The organism is Acinetobacter sp. AND/436 (assembly GCF_049546925.1).
In the GTDB taxonomy this organism is placed as follows: domain Bacteria; phylum Pseudomonadota; class Gammaproteobacteria; order Pseudomonadales; family Moraxellaceae; genus Acinetobacter; species Acinetobacter indicus.
The window spans coordinates 1-22179 of the sequence record NZ_JBMXBO010000019.1 but is presented as its reverse complement, the minus strand read 5'-3'; the positions used below and the strand labels follow the sequence as shown (position 1 = coordinate 22179).

Genomic DNA, 22179 nt, shown 5'->3' with positions numbered 1-22179 from the left:
ATCTCCGGCAACCATGATTCATCATAGCTGCCACTTGACAGGCGCAGCCTTCGTCTTGCGCTCGGGCAACACGTTGTGTTGCTTTATCCTCGCTCATGCCATTGCAGTTGTTCGCGCAGCTTCACCACTTCACCAATAATGGTCAGAGTGGGTGCCTGAATTTGATGTTCAGTAACTTTAGATGCAATATCCGCCAAAGTCCCGACCACCACTTTCTGCTCCGGTGTGGTGCCTTTAGACACCAAGGCCACTGGCATATCCGGACGCTGGCCATGGGCAATCAGTTTCTGGCAGATTTTTTCCAGTCCCACCAGTCCCATATACAGCACCAGAGTCTGGTTTTCATAGACCAGCTCGCTCCACGGCAGTTCCGGTGAACCTTCTTTTAAATGCCCGGTCAGGAAACGTACGCTTTGCGCATAGTTGCGATGGGTTAAAGGAATACCGGCATAAGCTGAACACCCCGATGCTGCGGTAATGCCCGGCACCACCTGAAAAGCCACGCCTGCAGCAAACAGCTCTTCAATTTCTTCACCGCCACGGCCAAAAATAAACGGATCACCGCCTTTTAAACGACAAACACGTTTACCTTCCTGCGCATACTTGACTAGCAAGGCATTAATGCCCTCTTGTGGCACAGCATGGTTGGAACGTGCTTTCCCAACATAAATTTTTTCAGCATCACGGCGGCACAATTCCATAATCGGATCGGACACCAGACGATCATAAATCACCACATCGGCCTGCTGCATCAAGCGCAGTGCTTTTAAGGTCAACAGCTCCGGATCACCCGGACCGGCACCGACCAGATACACTTCGCCTTTTGGCGTGGTCCATTCCTGCAAGGCCTGCTCAATCAAACGATTGGCTTCTTGCAGATTGTCATTAAAGACCTGCTCTTTAAGCGGACTGGCATACAGGTTTTCCCAGAAAATCCGGCGTTCATCCGGATTCTGGATTTTGGCCTTAACCGCAGCACGCCATTGACCGGAAAAACTCGCCAGTTTGCCCATGCCATGCGGAATACTGGTTTCCAATTGGGTGCGAATCTGGCGCGACAACACCGGTGATGCACCATTCGTGGCCACTGAAATCAGCAAAGGTGAACGGTCGACAATGGCCGGCACCATAAAGCGGCAATGTGGCGGATCATCGACACTATTGACCAGCACATTTTCAGCTTCACAAGCCTCAAACACCTGACGGTTGATTGCTGCATCATCAGTGGCGGCAATCACCAGACGATACTGGCGCAGCGGAATTTCAGTATTGAAGGCAGCAGCCTCATAATGCCCCTGGCTCTGCTGAACCAGTTCCAGTAAAGCGGCATCAATGTCCGGCGCCACCACATCAATAATAGCGCCTGCTTTTTGCAGTAAACCGGCTTTACGGTAGGCAATATGGCCGCCACCGACAATCAGACAGCGTTGCTGTTGCAACTTTAACGAGATTGGAAAAATATCCACACACTACCTCAGTAATTTAGTTCTGATTGTCTTAAGCAAATTTTGTGCACAAATTGGTGCATCCTGTACATCGACCTGAATTTAGTCGATATATTCTGCACCACCCATGTACGGACGTAGCACTTCAGGCACTTCAATTGAGCCATCCGCGCGCTGATAGTTTTCCATCACGGCCAATAAGGTGCGTCCAACCGCCAGACCTGAACCATTCAAGGTATGGACAAATTCAGTTTTCTTCTGGTCAGCACGATAACGCGCTTTCATACGACGCGCCTGGAAATCCCCCATGTTGGAACACGAAGAAATTTCACGATAGGTATTCTGACTTGGCACCCACACTTCCAGGTCATAGGTTTTGGTCGCACCAAAGCCCATATCACCACCACACAGGATGATTTTACGGTACGGCAAGCCCAGCGCCTGCAAAATGCCTTCTGCATGACCGGTCAACTCTTCCAGTGCCTGCATAGAATCTTCAGGTTTAACGATTTGCACCATTTCTACTTTATCAAACTGGTGCTGACGGATTAAACCACGCGTATCACGACCATAAGAACCAGCTTCACTGCGGAAACATGGGGTATGCGCAGCATATTTCAGCGGTAAACGGTCCGCATCAATAATTTCGTCACGGACAAAGTTGGTGACTGGCACTTCCGCGGTTGGAATTAAATAGAACTCTTTTTCACCTTGCAGCTTAAACAGGTCTTCTTCAAATTTTGGTAATTGACCGGTACCACGTAAAGAATCGGCATTGACCAGGTACGGTACATAGGCTTCGGTATAGCCATTTTTCAGGGTATGCGTATCCAGCATAAACTGGGTTAAAGCACGTTGCAGACGCGCCAATGGCCCTTTTAAAACGCTAAAGCGAGAACCGGTCAGCTTGGTCGCGGTTTCAAATTCTAGACCACCCATCCATTCGCCTAAGTCGGTATGATCTTTGATTTCAAAATCAAATTCGCGTGGTGTACCCCAGGTCAGGATTTCCACGTTATCGGCTTCATCTTTACCTTCCGGCACAGATTCATGTGGCAGGTTAGGAATAGTCAGTGATTTGGTTTCAATTTCCGCCTGTAATTCATTTAAAGCCACTTCGGCTGCTTTAATTTCATCACCAATGGCTGACATACGTGCCATGATTTCTGAAGCATCACCACCGGCTTTTTTAATCTGACCGACCTGTTTGGCACCGGCATTACGCTCGGCCTGTAGAGCTTCCGTTTTGGACTGGATTTCTTTACGGCGAGCTTCCAATGATGCCCATTCTTCTACATTGAGTTGCACACCACGTTTTGCCAAGGCTAAATTTACAGCCTCAATATTATTTCTGAGTAATTTCGGGTCGATCATAGCCAATCTTTTGTAAAGAAAAAAACTGGCTATAGTGTAAGCGCTTCGGGTTAAAAAATACAGTAATCCGCTTCACGGCTGGGGCTTATTACAGCAATCTGGCGCAGTTTTTTCACAATTTACTGGGCCGGATACTTCGGCAAACTTGGCAGATATTCAGCTTTAATCAGTTTGTCCACCGCATAATACGGCAGCTCCAGTTCCGGCATGCCTTCTGCATAGGAAGCCAGCTCATACAATGGATAGACAAACACCAGACCATTGGCACCATAATAGAAATTGTCACTCAGTCGCAGTTTGTCACGCTGGATGTCGTGCTCATTCAGCCAGTTGTAATTATGGTTAAACAGTTCTTGTACTAGTTTGGCTTCACTATTCGGCAGTAGAATATCCTGCAAGGCCAGACGTTTCTTGCTGTTTAAATCAAAGGTCACAAATTCCTGATGATGCATACCATGCGCCGCCCCGGCCGGATAACTATAGCTTTGCATGCTAAAGGTAGCCAGACGGCCATGCTGGCCAATATAACGTACATAGGTAGAACTCAGGCTAAGACGGTTAGGCTCCTCTGTGCTATTGGCCTCTGATGCTGACGATGCTGACGATGCTGACGATGCTGACGCAGTAGAAGCGGCATCTTCACTAAATGCAATCGGGTCAGCCTTTTTAATCCGCTGCATAAAATACGCATTGATCCACGGCACATTGGTATTGACCGTCTGAATATCGTATTCGGTACAGCCCTCTTCATCACAGCGCTGCTGCTGTTTCAATTCCACCGGCACCACTTTGGCCTGAATCACGGGAATGGCAGCTGCCTGAGTCTGACTTTGCTCGGCCTCCACCTGAGGTGCGGCATCCTGCTTCGGCTGACAGGCGCTTAACATTAATGCCGTGGTCAGTGCGATGGTCGTGGTGAGCAGATTTGATTTCAGATGTTGCATTGCATTTTCCCTATGTTCATGCTGCAATTTTCAGCAGTTTTCACCCCGCAAAGGCGTTGTATACGCTCAATTTAGCTATTTACCACTATATAAAACTCCTGCTGTTCGATCCTAGAGCAGTTCTGTAACCTGCGATAAAAAATGAAAAATCAACCAAAAACCATCCGCAGCGGTACATACCAAAATTTATAATATTCCATTAAAATTCATAATGATAATTTTAAAATAAAATCAAATCCTGACTGCACCCTAATCGTGCATCTGCGGCCCATTCAACGGGAAAAATAAATTATCCCAAGATTTATCCACAGAAATTGTGGATTCTTTCACAGGGCAAAAGCAGACAGATCAGCCGTGATTCTGGTTAACCCTTATTTTTGGTTAATTTTTAACCATTTTCAGGGAGGGCAATTTTTATTGCCATTTCGTGCATGTCCGCATGACCTAAGTCGCTCAATTGACTTTCCGTTCACTCCTGCCATTGGACGATTATTCACCTAAAAATAAAGGAGCCATTAAAATGGCTCCTTTATGTTTTTGCTTTCACAGATAAAATCTTTTTTAAGAAATGATCATCATCCCTTATTGATCAATAATATCTGTGCCTTTTGGCGGGGTGAAATTAAAGGTCGAGTTGGCAATGTTCGGGTTCACCTTCACATTGTTAAAACGTACATAGGTGGTTTGACCTAAAGAATCTTCCAGAATCATCAGGCTTGGTGCTTTGTTGGCACCGAAACTGATGGTCAGACTCTGGAAAGCCCCTTCATCACTTTTTGGATACAGGGTGTAATAGGTTTTGCCTTTGTTCGGCTGGGTCACCCGGTATGACTGCATAATCTGGTTGGTATTGCCCGACAATAACAGTGCTGGTGTATTGGCAACCTGCTCATCCAGGTTTTGACGCACGGCCTGCTGCAAGTCCGGGTCATAAATCCAGACTGTTTTCCCTGAGGTCACAATGGTCTGTTTGGCCGGACTGGTGGTTTCCCAATAGAATTTACCCGGGCGCGCCACTTTCATTACGCCTTTAAATTCCTGATTCATATGCTGGGCAGTCAGGCCCTTGTTTTTAGGCGCTTTGCCGCTGGTTTTGGTGGTCTGCTCGAAGTTGGCGGTCATACTTTTAATATGACTCAATTGTTTGACCAGATTGGCAGTGGCTTGCTGCTCCGATGCTGCCACAGGCGCAGCATACACAGTCGTACTCATCACTGGTGCCAGCGTTGCAGCACCCAATGCCATAGCACACATGGTTTGACGAAGCATTTTCATAGATTCACCTTTTATTGTTGCATATCGCAATGTATTCATGGACTCATCTTAAACCAAATAAAGTGCCTAAATTTAGAGAAAATAAGAAGTTTTGTATGTTTATTAATATCAAATGTTCTTTTTTATCCATCATCATGAAGATCAGGGTTGCTCTCTTTCCCGATGCGACATGCATAAAAAAACCCACAGAAGACTGTGGGTTTTTGTTCTATTGAATCTTATTCAACAGATACGTAGCGACGGCCAAATTGACCTTTCACTTCGAATTTTACTACGCCGTCAGCAGTAGCAAATAAAGTATGGTCACGGCCCATACCTACATTTGCACCAGCGTGGAATTCTGTACCACGTTGACGAACGATGATGTTACCTGCAGTTACAGTTTGACCACCGTAAACTTTAACACCTAACATCTTAGGATTCGAATCACGACCGTTCTTAGTAGAACCACCGGCTTTTTTAGATGCCATGTCTCATTACTCCTAGTGATTAGCCTGAAATACCAGTAATTTTCAACTCGGTGAACCATTGACGGTGACCTTGTTGCTTACGGTAGTGCTTACGACGACGCATTTTGATGATGCGGATTTTGTCGTGACGGCCATGGCCAACCACTTCTGCAGTTACTTTAGCGCCAGCTACAACTGGAGCACCGATTTGAATGCTATCACCGTTTACAAGCATTAATACGTCATCAAACGTAATGGTTGCGCCAGTTTCAGCTTTCAATAATTCAACTTTAAGGGTTTCACCCTCAACTACACGGTGCTGTTTACCACCGCTTTGGATTACTGCGTACATAATGTACTCCAAACATGCCCGTGTCGTCGTGCCGGTAAAGGGATATACCGATCTTAAAACGAACGCCACTGGGGTTATACAAGGGCAGAGATTTTAAGGGATAACGCTGCAAACAACAAGAGATTTAGCCAAAATATTGCATCAGCCCGCTGTTTATTTTATAAACATGCAACGAAAAGCAACAAAAATGGTCAAAACCCTACATTTTTCATTGATCTAATCAAATTGCTTGTTAGAATCGAAAACGCTAGCATGCTGATGCTATCACCGCTGCCTGTCACCGGGAGGCCATTAGCGCCAGCACGAACAGGAAAGCAGACCATTGCCTCGTACTTCATAACGACAACCACAATGGCCGCACCGCAGATTGCAGATTTCCTGTCCAGACGTTTTTCATTGTTACACTATATCGTTGTTACTTGACACAATTGAGGTTCTCCTTCACATGACCATCGACTTTAAGCAAGATATTCTCGCGCCTGTTGCTTCCGATTTTGCCGCGATGGATCAGTTTATTAATGAAGGCATTACCTCAAAAGTCGCACTGGTTATGGCGGTCAGCAAGCATGTGGTGGAAGCCGGCGGCAAACGTATGCGTCCGATTATGTGCTTACTGGCGGCCAAAGCCTGCGGCGCAGAAGATCTGGAACAGGCGCGCAGACTGGCGGCGATTATTGAAATGCTGCATACCGCAACCCTGGTGCATGATGATGTGGTCGATGAATCCGGCTTGCGTCGTGGTCGTCCAACCGCCAATGCCACCTGGAATAACCAGACCGCCGTATTGGTCGGTGATTTTCTGATTTCGCGCGCCTTTGATCTGCTGGTCGATTTAAACAACATGACCTTGCTGAAAGATTTCTCGACCGGTACCTGTGAAATTGCCGAAGGTGAAGTACTACAGTTGCAATCACAGCATCAACCGGACACCACCGAAAAGACTTATTTAGATATTATTCACGGCAAAACCTCGCGCCTGTTTGAACTAGCCACCGAAGGTGCCGCCATTTTAACCGGCAAGCCGGAATACCGTGAACCGTTACGTGTCTTTGCCGGCCATTTTGGTAATGCCTTCCAGATCATTGACGATATTCTGGATTACACCTCAGATGCCGAAACCCTGGGTAAAAATATCGGCGATGACCTGATGGAAGGTAAACCGACCTTGCCTTTAATTGCCGCCCTGAAAAATACCAGTGGTGCGCAACATGAAATTATCCGCCGCAGTATTGCTACGGGCGGAACCTCCGACCTGGCGCAGGTTATCGAGATTGTACAGACCTCTGGTGCACTGGATTATTGCCAGCAGCGTGCCACGGAAGAAACCGAAGCCGCAATTGCGGCCTTAAATGCCTTGCCAGATACAATCTATCGTCAGGCCCTGGTCAATCTGGCCAAGCTGGCCCTGCACCGAATTCAATAAATAGCTTCATCCTTGCCTATGCATATAAAATTTTATGACCTATTCCTGAACATGCAGGATCAGCTGGAAACCACGCCCGCTGATCTTGATGAGCAACTGCTCATTGAGCTGGTCAACCGTATTCGACCAGCCAACACCGAAAATAGCGAAGAAATACAAGAAAAGTTTCAGGCCTTTTTACATGCCCTGCTGATTACGCCCAATGCCGCCAATACCTTACAAAGTTTTGTGCTCTGCTTAATCAGCCAGTACAAACAGACCAGCCTGTATGCCGATACCGGCATCCTGTCTTTAGATGGTTTCTGGAGCCAGCTGTTTCAGCGCCTAGGGGCGCATTTTTTACCGCTGATTAATGATCAGAGCCAGCTGCAGGACTTGCTGCGCCGCATTTTCCATCAGCGCAGTGATAAATACTGGCTGGATGATATTGAAGATCAGCAGTGGCAGCAGCTGTTTCGCCTGCTGAATCAGGGCCATCGTAATCAGGATGATAAAAAACTGATTCGTCAGGAAATCATTAAAGCCATTACCGTGCTGTCCTATCGGGTCAGCGGGATTGGTTTATATCCTGAATTTATTAATGCCCATCCGGAACTGACCGAATACGAATCACCATTTTTAGTGCAGAACCGTGAAATCAACGATTTCATTGTGCAGTATAAAAACCTGCATCAAAGTGCCGACAAATTTGAAGCGGTAATTCCACCGGATGCGTCACAGGCGCTGGTAATGATTGACCAGTGCCGTAACGTCAGCCATAAAATTCGCCGGGCCACTAAACGGATTGGGGTCAGTGTCAGCCTGACCTATTTGCTGTCCTTACTGGAACAGTGTCTGGACCGGATTGAACTGCTGCTGAACCTGATTGTTGAAGAAGATGATGTGCGTTATAGCGCCATGGGCGAGCTACTGGTCGATATTACCACCGCGCTGTATAGCGAACGCAGTGTCCGCTCCCTGCTGGCTACCAACAGTGAATTGATGGCCTTGCAGGTGACTGAAAATGCCAGTAAAACCGGTGAACATTATGTAAGTACCGACAAGGCCGGCTTTCTGGAAATGTATAAATCGGCTGCCGGGGCCGGGGTGATTATTGCCACCATGGCCACCCTTAAGGTGCTGGCGGCACGTTTAACCTTGGCGCCGCTGATGCAGGCCTTTATTAACAGCATGAACTACTCGCTGGGCTTTATGCTGATTCATGTGCTGCACTTTACTGTGGCCACCAAACAGCCGGCGATGACCGCTGCCGCACTGGCTTCGACCGTACAGCATCGCAAAGGCTCGAAAATGGCGCAAATTGCCGAGCTGGCCGCGCTGATTATCAATATTATCCGGACCCAGTTTATTGCCATTCTGGGCAATATCTCGATTGCCATTCCGGTGGCCGCCCTAATTGCCTTTATGTGGGATGCGGCGTTGCATGAGCCTTTAATGAACCATGCCAAAGCCAGCAAAATGCTGCATGACCTGAATCCGTTTACCTCTCTGGCAATTCCACACGCAGCCATTGCCGGTGTGTGTCTGTTTTTATCGGGCCTGATTGCTGGTTACTTCGATAATATGGCGGTGTATCGCAAAGTCGGACCACGGCTACAGGCGCATGCCAAACTGAAAAAATGGATGAGCCAGGAACGGCTGGACCGTTTTGCCGCCTATATTGAACGGAACTTGGGCGCACTGGCCGGTAATTTCCTGTTCGGGGTTATGCTCGGCAGTATGGGCACAATTGGTTATATTCTGGGTCTGCCTTTAGATATCCGGCATATTGCCTTTGCCTCGGCCAACTTTATTCAGGGTTTGATGAACGTCAATGGTAGTCCGGAAATTGGCCTGATTATTGTGTCTTTCCTGGGTGTACTGTTAATTGGCCTGACCAACTTATTTGTCAGCTTTACCCTCACCATTATTGTGGCCCTGCGCGCACGTCGGGTACGTTTTGAACAGTGGAAGCCATTGGCCAAACTGGTCATGACCCATTTCCTGACCCGGCCCAGTGACTTTTTCTGGCCACCGAAGCAACCTGTTGAAGTTGAAGAACAATCTGGCCCGGCCAAGGGTCATCATTAAGGAATTTGTTAATTTATTTTGTCATGTGTTAAAAAGAATTGAAAAAGAAATTAGCATAATTTATACAGGCTTGAAATGAAGTGTACTGGCGAGTACACTTTAATCCATTACCGGACTGCGCTCGGATCAGCTAAACTAACCAGGATTTCGGCATGCCTAATTTTTTGCTTTATCTCGGTGGTTTGTTGTGTTTTTTCAGCGTGTTAATGCTTTATGTTCCAGCGCTCACTGCCCTTGATTCGGCAATTGTAGACTGGTTCAGCCAGCACCGTAACGAGATGTTGAATTCACTAATGACGGGATTATCTGTCGTTGGTGGCATGCCATTTGTATTATTTTTATCCAGTCTTTGGTGTCTATATCTGGCCAGGCAGAAGGAATATGCAAATATCGTGCTGGTCAGCATTGGACTGATGGGGAGTTTTGCCACTGCCTGGATACTCAAGTATCTGATTGCAAGAGAGCGCCCGCCAGAAATGTATCATCTGGTCAATAGCTATGGTGCCTCATTTCCCAGCGCACACAGTTTTTATGCCGCAACGCTGGGCTGTCTTGCAATTTATGTGTCAATGCAACATCCCGCACATAAAGCCATTGTAATATGTGCTGTTATGTGGATGTTGCTGATGGGAATTTCAAGAGTGTATCTTGGCGTACATTTTCCCTCAGATGTCCTGTCAGGCTGGAGCATAAGTTTTATCTGGATCACGCTGCTCTATCTGATCTTGATCAAGTACAGCCAGCGCAAACCAATGAATAATTTTTAGATAGATAAAAATCTAATTGAGGTGGAAGAATGATGTCTGCAAAGCTTTGGGCCCCTGCCCTCACTGCTTGCGCATTGGCCACAAGCATCGCGCTTGTGGGTTGTAGCAAAGATCCAAATGATGCGCAGCAAGCTGCAGCCCAGCAGCAAATGCCTCCAACAGAAGTTGGGGTCATTGTTGTACAGCCACAAAGTGTCGAGCAGTCTGTTGAACTTTCCGGCCGTACCACTGCCTTTGAAATTTCTGAAGTTCGCCCGCAAACCAGCGGTGTGGTGCAGAAACGTCTGTTTACCGAAGGCAGCTATGTACGTGAAGGTCAGGCCTTATATGAAATTGATTCACGGACCAACCGTGCATCGGTAGATAGTGCCCGTGCAGCATTGGCACGTCAGCAGGCCAATCTGAACGTTTTACGTGTCAAAGAAGGCCGTTATCGTCAATTGGTGGGCAGCAATGCCATTTCCAAACAGGAATATGATGACATTGTGGCGCAGGTGAAACTGGCAGAAGCAGATGTCGCGGCCACCCGTGCCGAACTGCGCAATGCAGAAATTAACCTGGGTTACTCAACCGTACGTGCGCCAATTTCAGGTCAGACCAACCGTTCTACCGTGACTGCAGGTGCGTTAGTGACTGCCAGCCAGCAGGAACCGCTGGTGACGATTCAGCGTCTGGACCCGATTTATGTGGATATCAACCAGTCAAGTGCTGAACTGCTACGTTTACGCCAGCAACTCAGCAAAGGTGATTTAAACAGCAGCAACAACACCACAGTCAAACTGAAACTGGAAGACGGCAGCTATTATCCGGTTGAAGGCCGTCTGGCGTTCTCCGATGCCAGCGTCAATCCGGATACGGGTACCGTGACTTTACGTGCGGTATTCCCGAATCCAAACCATCTGTTATTGCCAGGCATGTTTGCCACTGCACAGATTGTGCAAGGGGTAATTCCAAATGCCGTGTTGATTCCACAAGCTGCCATTACCCGTACCCCAACCGGTCAGGCCATGGCGATGCTGGTCAATGCCAAAGGTGTGGTTGAACCACGTCCAGTGACCACAGCCGGTATTCAGGGTAAAGACTGGATTGTGACTGAAGGTCTGCAAACTGGCGATAAAGTTATTGTAGAAGGTATTGCCAAAGTCAAGCCGGAACAGAAAGTGGTAGCCAAACCATATCAACCGCAAGCTGCCGCGCCACAAGGTGCCCAGCAACCTGCTGCATCAGATAAAGCAAAACAACCAGCAGATCAGGCGGATGCTCAAGCTGAACAAAAAGCTACTTCAAATACATAAGGGGTAGACTTCAATGGCTCAATTTTTTATTCATCGCCCGATTTTTGCATGGGTGATTGCACTGGTGATCATGTTGGCGGGTATTCTAACCCTATCCAATATGCCCATTGCCCAGTATCCGACCATTGCGCCGCCAACGGTCACCATTTCTGCGACCTATCCGGGTGCTTCGGCTGAAACTGTTGAAAACACAGTAACCCAGATTATTGAACAGCAGATGAATGGTCTCGATGGCTTGCGTTATATTTCATCGAACAGTGCCGGTAACGGTTCTGCGTCTATTGCGCTGAACTTTGAACAAGGCGTCGATCCTGACATTGCCCAGGTTCAGGTACAGAACAAATTACAGTCTGCCACCGCCCTGCTGCCGGAAGATGTCCAGCGTCAAGGGGTGAGGGTCACCAAATCAGGCGCCAGCTTCCTGCAAGTTCTGGCCTTCTATTCGCCTGATGGCAGCATGTCAGCAAATGACATCAAAGACTATGTTAACTCCAATATTTCTGAACCCTTAAGCCGTGTGGCGGGGGTCGGTGAAGTTCAGGTGTTTGGTGGTTCCTATGCAATGCGCATCTGGCTGGACCCAGCCAAAATGGCCAGCCTGCAAGTCACCCCAAGTGATATTGCCACAGCCATTCGTACCCAGAATGCCCAAGTCGCTGTCGGTCAGTTAGGTGGTGCACCCGCCATAGAAGGTCAGGTGCTCAACGCAACCGTAACGGCACAAAGCCTGCTGCAAACCCCAGAACAGTTCAGCAATATCTTCCTGAAAAATACTGCTTCAGGTGCACAGGTGCGTCTGGGTGATGTAGCTCGTGTAGAACTCGGTGCAGACAACTATCAGTTTGATTCCAAATTCAACGGCAAACCTGCCGGTGGTGTTGCGATTAAACTGGCAACTGGTGCCAACGCGCTGGATACCGCCCAAGCCGTTGAAGAGCGCTTAAAGCTGTTACGTCCAAACTACCCGCAAGGGATGGTCGATCAGCTGGCCTTTGACACCACACCATTTATTGAATTGTCGATTAAGAGTGTTGTTAAAACCTTAATTGAAGCGATTATTCTGGTATTCCTGGTGATGTTCCTGTTCCTGCAGAACTGGCGCGCCACTATTATTCCAACCATGGCCGTACCGGTGGTGGTCTTGGGGACCTTTGCCGTCATCAACATGTTCGGCTTCTCGATTAACACTCTGACCATGTTTGCGATGGTTCTGGCGATTGGTTTGCTGGTCGATGACGCGATTGTCGTGGTGGAAAACGTGGAACGTGTCATGGTCGAAGAACATCTCGACCCTGTGGCAGCCACTGAAAAGTCAATGAAACAGATTTCTGGCGCGTTAATCGGGATTACCTCGGTGCTGTCTGCGGTATTCGTACCAATGGCATTCTTCGGTGGTACGACCGGGGTGATTTATCGTCAGTTCTCGGTGACCCTAGTCACGGCAATGGTACTGTCGCTGATTGTAGCCTTAACCTTTACCCCTGCCCTGTGTGCGACCATGCTGAAACAGCATGATCCGAACAAGCCAGAAAGCAACGGTCTGTTTGCGCGTTTCTTCCGCTGGTTTAACCGCAGCTTTGACAAGCTGTCGGTGAAATATCAGGGCGGTGTGAACCGTATGACCCACAGCAAGATTTTCTCCGGAATTATTTACGGTGCAGTGCTGGTTGTGATTGTGCTGTTATTCCAGAAACTGCCATCTTCATTCCTGCCGGATGAAGACCAAGGTGTGGTGATGACACTGGTGCAATTGCCACCAAATGCCAGTCTGGAACGGACTGACAAAGTCGTCAGCACCATGACCAACTACTTCCTGGAAAATGAGAAAGAGCATGTCGAGTCTGTGTTTAGTGTGGCCGGCTTCTCCTTCACCGGGGTTGGACAAAACGCAGGTCTGGCCTTCATTAAGCTGAAAGACTGGTCAGAACGTACTTCGCCAGAATCTCAGGTCGGTGCGATTATCCAGCGTGGTATGGCACTGAACATGATTGTTAAAGATGCTTCTTACATCATGCCACTGCAATTGCCTGCCATGCCTGAACTGGGCGTGAGTGCCGGCTTTAACCTGCAGCTGAAAGATGCCAGCGGTCAGGGTCATGAAAAACTGACCATGGCACGTAACATCATTTTAGGTGAAGCAGCCAAAGATCCACGTCTGGCCGGGGTTCGTCCAAATGGTCAGGAAGATACACCACAGTACCGCGTGATTGTGGACCATGCGCAGGCCGGTGCCTTGGGCGTGAGTATTGCTGAAATTAACAGCACCATGGGCATGGCCTGGGGTGGTTCGTACATCAATGACTTTATCGACCGCGGTCGTGTCAAGAAAGTCTATGTTCAGGGTGAAGCAGGCTCACGTATGATGCCGGAAGACCTCGATCAATGGTATGTACGTAATAACCGCGGCGAAATGGTACCATTCTCGGCCTTTGCAACCGGTGAATGGACTTATGGTTCACCACGTTTAGAGCGTTATAACGGCGTATCCTCCATGAACATTCAGGGTACACCAGCGCCTGGCGTCAGCTCGGGTGATGCGATGGTGGCCATGGAAGAAATTATTGCCAAGCTGCCAGACATGGGCTTGCAAGGTTTCGACTATGAATGGACCGGTCTGTCACTGGAAGAACGTGAATCGGGTGATCAGGCACCATTCCTGTATGCCCTGTCGCTGTTAATCGTCTTCCTGTGTCTGGCAGCGCTGTATGAAAGCTGGTCAATTCCGTTCTCGGTATTACTGGTCGTACCATTAGGTATTGTCGGTGCCCTGTTCCTGACCTTCAGCGGGATGGTGCTGTTCCAGAACCCGAACCTGTCGAATAACATCTACTTCCAGGTGGCGATTATTGCGGTGATTGGTCTGTCTGCGAAAAACGCGATCCTGATTGTCGAATTCGCCAAAGAGTTGCAGGAAAAAGGTGAAGACCTGTTTGAAGCTACTTTACATGCGGCAAAAATGCGTTTACGTCCAATTATCATGACCACTTTAGCCTTCGGTTTTGGTGTACTGCCGCTGGCCCTGTCTTCAGGTGCAGGTGCAGGTAGCCAGCACTCGGTCGGTTATGGTGTTCTGGGCGGCGTAATCAGTTCGACCTTGTTGGGTATCTTCTTTATCCCGGTATTCTACGTGTGGATTCGAAGTATTTTTAAATACAAACCAAAACAACAAAATCATCAGGAGCATGTATCGTGATGCAAAACTTATGGTCTCTTACAGGCCGTGGTATTGCGGTTTCTGCCCTTGCGCTTGCTTTGACAGCCTGTCAGAGTATGCGCGGGCCAGAGCCGGTTGCTCAGGCGAATATTCCGAGCAGCTATAGCAATGCTTCCGGAAGCTCTGTTGCAGAACAGGGTTATAAAGAGTTCTTTGCCGATCAGCGCCTGCTACAGGTGCTGGATCTGGCCTTGACCAATAACCGTGATTTACGTACTGCGGCGCTGAACATCCAGCGTGCCCAGCAACAGTACCAGATTACTGAAAATAACCAGTTACCGACCATTGGCGCCAGTGGCAGCGTGTTACGTCAGGACACCATGAGCAATCAGGGTCGTGGCCCAAGCACCTCCTATAACGTAGGTTTAGGGGTCACCGCCTATGAGCTGGATTTCTGGGGTCGGGTCCGCAGCCTGCGTGACAATGCACTGGATAATTTCCTGGCCACCCAAAGTGCCCGTGATGCCACGCAAATTGCCCTGATTGGTCAGGTGTCTCAGGCTTGGCTCAGCTATTCCTTTGCCAATGCCAACCTGAAACTGGCCGAGCAAACTTTAAAGGCCCAGCTTGAATCGTATAACCTGAACAAAAAACGTTTTGACGTTGGCATCGACAGCGAACTACCGGTACGTCAGGCGCAAATTTCAGTCGAAACCGCGCGTAATGATGTGGCCAACTATAAGACTCAGGTGGCGCAGGCACAAAACCTGCTGAATCTGCTGGTGGGTCAACCGGTTCCGGCCAATCTGCTGCCGGCACAGCGCATTACCCGCATTACCTCCAATACGGCAATTGGTGCGGGCTTACCAAGTGATCTGCTGGTAAACCGTCCCGATGTCCGTGCAGCAGAATACCGTCTGTCTGCCGCAGGTGCCAATATTGCCGCAGCGCGTGCCCGTCTGTTCCCGACCATCAGCCTGACCGGTTCCGCCGGTTATGCCTCGGCCGATTTAAGTGACCTGTTCAAATCAGGCAACTTTGTCTGGTCGATTGGTCCAAGTTTGGATATTCCAATCTTTGACTGGGGCACACGTCAGGCCAATATCCGCATTTCAGAAACCGATCAGCAGATTGCGCTATCAGATTATGAAAAGTCGATTCAGACCGCTTTCCGTGAAGTGAATGATGCCTTGGCAGTGCGTGAAAATATTGGTGACCGGATTGCCGCACAGCGCCGTCTGGTGGAAGCCACCAATACCACCTATCGTCTGTCGGAAGCCCGTTTCCGTGCCGGCATTGACAGCTATCTAACCGTACTGGATGCACAGCGTGCCTCTTATGCGGCCGAGCAAGGGCTATTATTGCTGGAACAGGCCAATTTGAACAATCAGGTGGAACTGTACAAAACCTTAGGTGGCGGCCTGAAAGCCAACACTTCAGATCAAGTGACCCAGCAGCCGTCTGTGGCAGAACAACGCCGCGCTGCTCAGCAATAAGATTGTCTGAGTTGTAGCCTCAAGCAGCAGGGTGATTTCATCCTCATCGCTTGATGATCAAGCCAGTGAGCCCCGCGCTGACTGGCTTTTTCTTTGCCTGATGATGTGCCTGGATCATCCATGAGATCAAAGCAGTTCAATACAGTGATGATTAGAGCAAAGAAATCCTGTTTTGCTTGTAGTGACTCGCCAAAGGATTGGATGCACATCTGCCCGCATAAAACTACAAAAGAGATGTTTTGATTGCATTTTACCCGCAGTTTTTCTATCTTCATCAGCAATCTATTGTTATTGGTCATCACATGTTACTGAGTAATTTGGAATCTGTACCCGGACACACCATTCGCCAGCAAATTGATGTGGTATATGGCAGCACGGTACGCAGCAAGCATGTCGGCCGTGACCTGCTGGCCGGATTGAAAAATATTGTCGGTGGTGAGCTGACAGCCTATACCGAACTGCTGGAAGAATCGCGTCAGGAAGCCATGAACCGGATGATCGACAAAGCGCGCAGCATGGGGGCCAATGCGATTGTCGGAATCCGTTTTTCTACTTCCAACATTGCCCAGGGTGCATCTGAACTGTTCGTTTATGGCACGGCGGTGATTGTCGATCCGATCATGCCGAAACTGCCTGATCCCTTCCCTGCGCAGGACTAAGTCATGGATGGATTGCTCCTGCAGCTGCTGATTTTTGCGGTACTGTTTGCCGTTGGCTTTGGTTTTGGCCGCTATAACGAACGCAAGCATTTTCAATATCTGGCTGAACAGGAACAGCGACTGGCCTATATCCAGCTCGACAGCAGCCGCTTTAAAAGCACCGACCTACCCGGCCAACTGGTCAGCAGCAATGTGGTGATTTCACATGATTACTTTAAATATGCAATTGCCAATGTGCAGAATTTACTCGGTGGCCGCCTGACCAGTTATGAAAGTGTGGTGGAACGTGCGCGCCGCGAAGCAATTGTACGCTTAAAGCTGGAAGCCGAGAAAATGGGCGCCACCCAGATTTTAGGCCTGCGTTTAAGCACCACCGAACTGGGGATGCAAGGTGGGATGGTGGAAGTGTTTGCGTATGGGACGGCCATCAAGAAATAAGCTGATGGCCTGATCTGTCTTCATCTCGTCAAATGTTCTGGAACGTATTACTTCACCTTCATTTTACGGATCATTTTATAGAGCGTACTTGGCGACAGACGCGACACCCAAACGCCCAGTTTTTCCTTGGCGCCACCAACCACAATATATTCCTCTCCCGCCAGCAAGGCACTGACCGTGGTCTGGGCAAACAGGTCCGGCTCCAGACCATTTTCAATTGCTTCATCCTGATGGCCCTGCGGTTTGCCTTCGCCATTTAAGGCATTAAAGGACACATTGGTTTTGACAAAGCCGGGGAAAATCACCGAAACCTCGACGCCATCTTGCGCCACTTCCGCACGCAAACTGTTGGCCCACATATGAATTGCGGCTTTGGCCGCCGAATAAGAGGCACGGTACTGGGTGCCGAGCAAACCGGCGACACTAGAGACAAAGGCAATCCGTCCCGATTTCTGGGCAATAAAGGTCGGTAACACGGTTTTGGTCAGGAACACCTGCGAGAAATAATCGACTTCCATAATGGCACGTTCTGTCTGCATGGTGGTGTCCTGAATCAGCGCGCGCTGGCTAAGACCGGCATTGTTAATCAGCCAGTCTATCCGGCCTTTGGCCGCTAACACCTGCGCATAAGCATGCCGTACCTGTGATTCATCGGTAATATCGGCACAAACTGACACATGGCGTTCCGGGTTCAGTAAAGTCACGCGCACCTTTTCCAGTTCTTCATAACGGCGTGCGGTCAGAATGACGTCGGCACCTTGCAAGGCACATTCTTTGGCCAAGGCTTTGCCCAATCCGGAAGATGCCCCGGTAATCCACACCACTTTTCCTGTTAAATCCTGCTTGGCCATGAATCTGTCCCTCTATACGTTCATTTGTTGTGATGAATATCAGTGTAACCGCGCTCTGGCTGCGGGTCATTGCCCACAAAGCCCAGAAAATGATTGAAATACTGTTCCGTTATGCGGGTATCAAACTGGGTGCCGAGTTTTTCCAGCCGCTTATAGCCAAGCTGGGTGGTCAGCTGAATCACCCCGGTCAGGGTTTTATCGACCATAAAATTAAACTTCAGCATTTTCTTTGGCTCGCGGACCAGACTGGTCACGCCCTGATCGACAATCTGGGTAAAAGCCCGAAAGGCTGGCTGGATATAGGCACTATTGCCCTGCCGGATTTGTTCGACACAACCCAAGGTTTCTTTAATCAGCACATTATCGACCGGATAGGCCACATAGGCCTGCCCCTCTTTTTCATAGGTTTTCTGTTGCAGATAATTCACCATCGGCACCAGACGGTCATTGCCAAAAAAGGACACCGACCATGGCATATATTTTTGCACGGTATCCATCACCTGCTGCACAATCTTTTCCGATTCACGGTCGGGCGAGCTGCTGGTCCGAGCAATTTCACCAAACACCTGATCGACAATTTCACAGGAAATATGTGACAGCACCTCGCCTAAAGGCTTGGCCAGACTGTGCGGATTACCCTGGTTAAACTGTTGATGTAACTGCTGAAAACGCTGATAGGTAGCTGGGCTTAATTTTAGTGCGATTGAATAGGTCATTGTTGTTCTCGCTTTTTTCGTCGTTGTTCTGCGAACTTTGCGCATTGTTATTTGCCTACATCATACGACGAGTAAGTGCAGATGCCAATTGCTTAAACAAGCCAATGATTCAGGCTGCCTAAGTCGCCATTTTTTTTGCTACAATAGATGCAATTTTTTATCTACTTTTGATCTGTTCGAACTATGACTGATTCAGCGCAAAATATTGCTACAACTTACGATCCGACCGAGATCGAGAAAAAATGGTACCAAACGTGGGAAGAGCGCGGTTACTTCAAGCCGTCTGAAAAAGGCGAGTCTTTCTGTATCATGATTCCGCCACCAAACGTCACCGGTAGCTTGCACATGGGTCATGGTTTTAACAATGCCATCATGGATGCCTTAACCCGTTATAACCGTATGTCAGGTAAAAATACCTTATGGCAACCGGGTACCGACCACGCAGGTATTGCAACGCAAATGGTGGTAGAGCGTCAGCTCGGTGCGCAAGGCATTAGCCGTCATGACTTGGGCCGTGAAAAATTTATTGAAAAAGTGTGGGAATGGAAAGAACAATCTGGCGGTAACATTACCCGTCAAATTCGTCGTCTTGGTTCTTCTGTAGACTGGTCACGTGAACGCTTCACGATGGATGAAGGCTTATCGAATGCTGTAAAAGAAGTATTCGTTAAACTTCACGAACAAGGCTTAATCTACCGTGGTAAACGCCTGGTCAACTGGGATCCTAAATTACAAACAGCCCTTTCTGATTTAGAAGTTGAGTCTGATAAAGAAGAAGCAGGTTCATTATGGCACTTCAAATACTTCTTTGAAGACAAATCACTACGCACACATGATGGTAAAGATCACATTGTTGTAGCGACAACTCGTCCTGAAACATTGTTGGGTGATACAGCGGTTGCTGTTGCACTTGATGATGAGCGTTATGCGCACTTGGTCGGTCAAAATATCATCCTGCCAATTACTGGTCGTGCTGTCCCAATCGTTAAAGATGAATATGTAGACAAAGAATTTGGTACAGGCTGTGTAAAAATCACCCCTGCACACGACTTCAATGACTATGAAGTCGGTAAACGTTGCGAATTGCCAATCATCAACATCTTCAACAAAAATGCTGAAGTTCTTGCTGAGTTTGAATACATCGCTAAAGCGGGCGAGCAAATTTCTAAAACCATCCCTGCCCCTGCAGACTACATTGGTTTAGAGCGTTTTGAAGCACGTAAAAAGTTAGTCGAACAAGCAGAAGCTGAAGGCTGGTTAGACCAAATTCAACCATACACCTTGAAACCACCTCGAGGTGACCGTTCAGGTGTCATCGTTGAACCGTTATTGACGGATCAATGGTATGTAAAAATTGCACCGCTTGCGAAACCTGCGATTGAAGCGGTTCAAGACGGTCGTATCAAATTCGTGCCTGAGCAGTACAGCAACATGTACATGGCGTGGATGAATAATATTCAAGACTGGTGTATCTCGCGTCAATTGTGGTGGGGTCACCGTATCCCTGCTTGGTACGATGCAGAAGGTAATGTTTACGTGGGTCGTAACGAAGAAGAAGTTCGTGCGAAAAACGGTATTGCCCCTGAAGTTGAATTGAACCAAGACGAAGACGTATTGGATACATGGTTCTCTTCTGGTCTTTGGACATTCTCAACTTTAGGTTGGACAGGTGACGAAGCGAAAGACAAAGAAAACTATTTCTTAAATACTTTCCACCCGACTGATGTATTGGTGACAGGTTTTGACATCATCTTCTTCTGGGTTGCTCGTATGATCATGCTTACGATGCACTTCATGAAAAATGAAGATGGCACGCCACAAGTACCATTCAAAACTGTGTATGTACACGGTTTGGTACGTGATGGCGAAGGTCAGAAGATGTCTAAATCTAAAGGTAACGTGCTTGACCCATTAGATTTGATTGATGGTGTTGATCTTGAAACTTTAGTACAAAAACGTACCACAGGTTTGATGAACCCGAAACAAGCGGCGAAGATTGAAAAATCGACCCGTAAAGAATTCCCTGAAGGGATTCAGTCTTACGGTACAGATGCGGTTCGTTTCACATTCTGTGCGCTTGCCAACACCGGTCGTGACATCAAGTTCGACATGAAGCGTGTTGAAGGTTACCGTAACTTCGCCAACAAAATCTGGAACGCAACCCGTTTCGTAATGATGAACTGCGAAGATCAAGTAATTGGTCAAGACGTTCGTCAAGACCTTTGGGAATTGCCTGAGCAGTGGATTGTCAGCCGTCTACAAAAAGCGGAAGCTGCGGTTCAACAAGCCTTTGCGACCTATCGTTTAGACTTGGCTGCACAAGCGATTTACGAGTTCATTTGGAATGAATACTGTGACTGGTATGTCGAGCTGACGAAACCGGTTCTGAATGATGAGTCTGTTTCTGAAGAACGCAAAGCCGAAGTACGTCGTGTATTACTTGCAGTGATGGAAGCTTCTTTACGTCTTGCTCATCCAATCATGCCGTACTTGACTGAAGAAATTTGGCAAACCCTTGCACCAATGATTGGCTTGGGTGGCGAAACCATTATGTTGGCAAACTACCCTGTTGCAGATGAAGCAAAAATCAACGAACAAGCCGAAGCAGATATGCAATGGCTACAAGGTTTGATTGGTGCTGTACGTAACATTCGTGGTGAGATGGGTCTAGGGAATGCACGTTTATTGCCTGTGCTTTTACAGAACACGACTGAAGCAGAAAAAGCACAAATTTCTCGTATTGAACCGTTGTTTAAAGCATTGGCGAAAGTTGAGAGCATTACCTTCTTGGCAGATGGTGAACAACCACCATTGTCTTCATCGAGTGTTGTCGGCCATGTGTCTGTATTTGTTCCAATGAAGGGTTTAATTGACCCTAAAGCGGAATTGGGTCGTCTACAAAAAGACTTAGACAAGGTTCAAAAGCAACATGACCAAATTGCAACTAAACTTGCAAATGAAGGTTTTGTGGCAAAAGCACCTGCGGCTGTGGTTGAAGGCGAGAAAGTAAAACTTGCTGAGTTTGCTGACCAATTAGCGAAGATTAAAGCGAATATGGAGCAGATTGCTGCACTTTAATTCTTTAAAGGCTACAATTTACTCTGTATTATAAAGGGCTGATTATTCAGCCCTTTATTTTTATGAAATATCATCGTGAAGAAGAACTTAAAAGTAGATTAAATAATTTTTTTATCACACAATTTTCTCTTCCAGAAGATGATTATTATAGTCGTCTTGATAGTGATAAAATAATTTCTTTGAAAATGGCTCTATCTGATATCAACAACCTATTAACCATGAAAATAACAATTTCATTTGTTAATTGGATTTGGCTTTGTTGCACAAAGATTTCATAACTATATGATTTTAAAAGTTTTGATTATTTTTTGATCCAAAATTAAATTTATTTAAATCAGATGCTTACATATTTATGCAACAAAGCCATTCAGTGCACACTGACCATAAGTGTTC

18 protein-coding genes are annotated in these 22179 nt (G+C 47.7%); 9 read left to right on the top strand and 9 right to left on the bottom strand.

The annotated features are described in order from the left end of the window. Positions 1–83: 83 nt before the first annotated feature. From cysG to rplU, 6 genes are all read right to left on the bottom strand, one after another. Positions 84–1466: a siroheme synthase CysG gene (cysG, locus tag ACPEPR_RS12595; protein ID WP_075167544.1), complete on the bottom strand. Its 1383-nt coding sequence runs from the start codon at positions 1464–1466 to the stop codon at positions 84–86. Positions 1467–1547: 81 nt separating this feature from the next. After that, positions 1548–2819, bottom strand: a complete 1272-nt coding sequence (gene serS, locus ACPEPR_RS12590; protein ID WP_016659896.1) for a serine--tRNA ligase — start codon at positions 2817–2819, stop codon at positions 1548–1550. 119 nt (positions 2820–2938) lie between these two features. Next, the gene (locus ACPEPR_RS12585; RefSeq protein ID WP_423562511.1) at positions 2939–3763 is read right to left on the bottom strand and encodes an RsiV family protein; all 825 of its coding nucleotides are present in this window, start codon (positions 3761–3763) and stop codon (positions 2939–2941) included. Positions 3764–4345: 582 nt separating this feature from the next. Next, positions 4346–5038, bottom strand: coding sequence for an outer membrane lipoprotein chaperone LolA (lolA, locus tag ACPEPR_RS12580; protein ID WP_005176107.1), 693 nt, complete (start codon positions 5036–5038; stop codon positions 4346–4348). Between the two features lie 218 nt (positions 5039–5256). Beyond that, positions 5257–5508 carry a 50S ribosomal protein L27 gene (gene rpmA / locus ACPEPR_RS12575; protein ID WP_005176106.1) on the bottom strand — a complete coding sequence of 84 codons (252 nt, stop codon included), beginning with the start codon at positions 5506–5508 and terminating at the stop codon, positions 5257–5259. A gap of 19 nt (positions 5509–5527) precedes the next feature. Continuing rightward, positions 5528–5839 carry a 50S ribosomal protein L21 gene (gene rplU, locus ACPEPR_RS12570; protein WP_005176105.1) on the bottom strand — a complete coding sequence of 104 codons (312 nt, stop codon included), beginning with the start codon at positions 5837–5839 and terminating at the stop codon, positions 5528–5530. Positions 5840–6284: 445 nt separating this feature from the next. Between rplU and sdsA the strand changes: the two genes are divergently transcribed. The 6 genes from sdsA (at position 6285) to adeK (ending at position 16044) form a co-directional block, all read left to right on the top strand. Then, positions 6285–7262 (top strand): All-trans-nonaprenyl-diphosphate synthase, encoded by a 978-nt coding sequence (gene sdsA, locus ACPEPR_RS12565; protein ID WP_168405260.1) that lies wholly within the window; start codon positions 6285–6287, stop codon positions 7260–7262. A gap of 18 nt (positions 7263–7280) precedes the next feature. Next, the gene (locus ACPEPR_RS12560; protein WP_160241549.1) at positions 7281–9332 is read left to right on the top strand and encodes a site-specific recombinase; all 2052 of its coding nucleotides are present in this window, start codon (positions 7281–7283) and stop codon (positions 9330–9332) included. Positions 9333–9484: 152 nt separating this feature from the next. Further along, a complete protein-coding gene (locus tag ACPEPR_RS12555) occupies positions 9485–10099 on the top strand; it encodes a phosphatase PAP2 family protein (RefSeq protein ID WP_005176089.1) in 615 nt (204 codons plus the stop codon). Positions 10100–10128: 29 nt separating this feature from the next. Beyond that, positions 10129–11394: an efflux RND transporter periplasmic adaptor subunit gene (locus ACPEPR_RS12550; protein ID WP_005176086.1), complete on the top strand. Its 1266-nt coding sequence runs from the start codon at positions 10129–10131 to the stop codon at positions 11392–11394. 13 nt (positions 11395–11407) lie between these two features. Continuing rightward, the gene (locus ACPEPR_RS12545; RefSeq protein WP_016659891.1) at positions 11408–14587 is read left to right on the top strand and encodes an efflux RND transporter permease subunit; all 3180 of its coding nucleotides are present in this window, start codon (positions 11408–11410) and stop codon (positions 14585–14587) included. After that, complete coding sequence (adeK, locus tag ACPEPR_RS12540; protein ID WP_168395972.1) at positions 14587–16044, top strand: multidrug efflux RND transporter AdeIJK outer membrane channel subunit AdeK; 1458 nt, start codon at positions 14587–14589, stop codon at positions 16042–16044. Before ACPEPR_RS12545 ends, adeK begins: the two co-directional genes overlap by 1 nt. Here adeK and ACPEPR_RS12535 read toward each other — a convergent pair. Further along, positions 16035–16343 carry a hypothetical protein gene (locus tag ACPEPR_RS12535; RefSeq protein WP_168397294.1) on the bottom strand — a complete coding sequence of 103 codons (309 nt, stop codon included), beginning with the start codon at positions 16341–16343 and terminating at the stop codon, positions 16035–16037. The genes adeK and ACPEPR_RS12535 overlap by 10 nt on opposite strands. A gap of 3 nt (positions 16344–16346) precedes the next feature. Here ACPEPR_RS12535 and ACPEPR_RS12530 point away from each other — a divergent pair, with 3 nt between their 5' ends. Beyond that, complete coding sequence (locus tag ACPEPR_RS12530) at positions 16347–16703, top strand: YbjQ family protein (protein WP_005176080.1); 357 nt, start codon at positions 16347–16349, stop codon at positions 16701–16703. Positions 16704–16706: 3 nt separating this feature from the next. Next, on the top strand, positions 16707–17141 hold the full coding sequence (locus tag ACPEPR_RS12525; protein WP_005176078.1) for a YbjQ family protein: 435 nt from the start codon (positions 16707–16709) through the stop codon (positions 17139–17141). Between the two features lie 47 nt (positions 17142–17188). Here ACPEPR_RS12525 and ACPEPR_RS12520 read toward each other — a convergent pair whose 3' ends face one another. Both ACPEPR_RS12520 and ACPEPR_RS12515 read right to left on the bottom strand, forming a co-directional pair. Continuing rightward, entirely contained in the window at positions 17189–17992 is an 804-nt protein-coding gene (locus ACPEPR_RS12520; protein WP_160241550.1) for an SDR family NAD(P)-dependent oxidoreductase, read from the bottom strand. A gap of 20 nt (positions 17993–18012) precedes the next feature. Continuing rightward, on the bottom strand, positions 18013–18708 hold the full coding sequence (locus tag ACPEPR_RS12515) for a hypothetical protein (protein ID WP_005176074.1): 696 nt from the start codon (positions 18706–18708) through the stop codon (positions 18013–18015). Positions 18709–18891: 183 nt separating this feature from the next. Here ACPEPR_RS12515 and ACPEPR_RS12510 point away from each other — a divergent pair, with 183 nt between their 5' ends. Next, on the top strand, positions 18892–21786 hold the full coding sequence (locus tag ACPEPR_RS12510; protein WP_411687538.1) for a valine--tRNA ligase: 2895 nt from the start codon (positions 18892–18894) through the stop codon (positions 21784–21786). Positions 21787–22179: the final 393 nt, after the last annotated feature.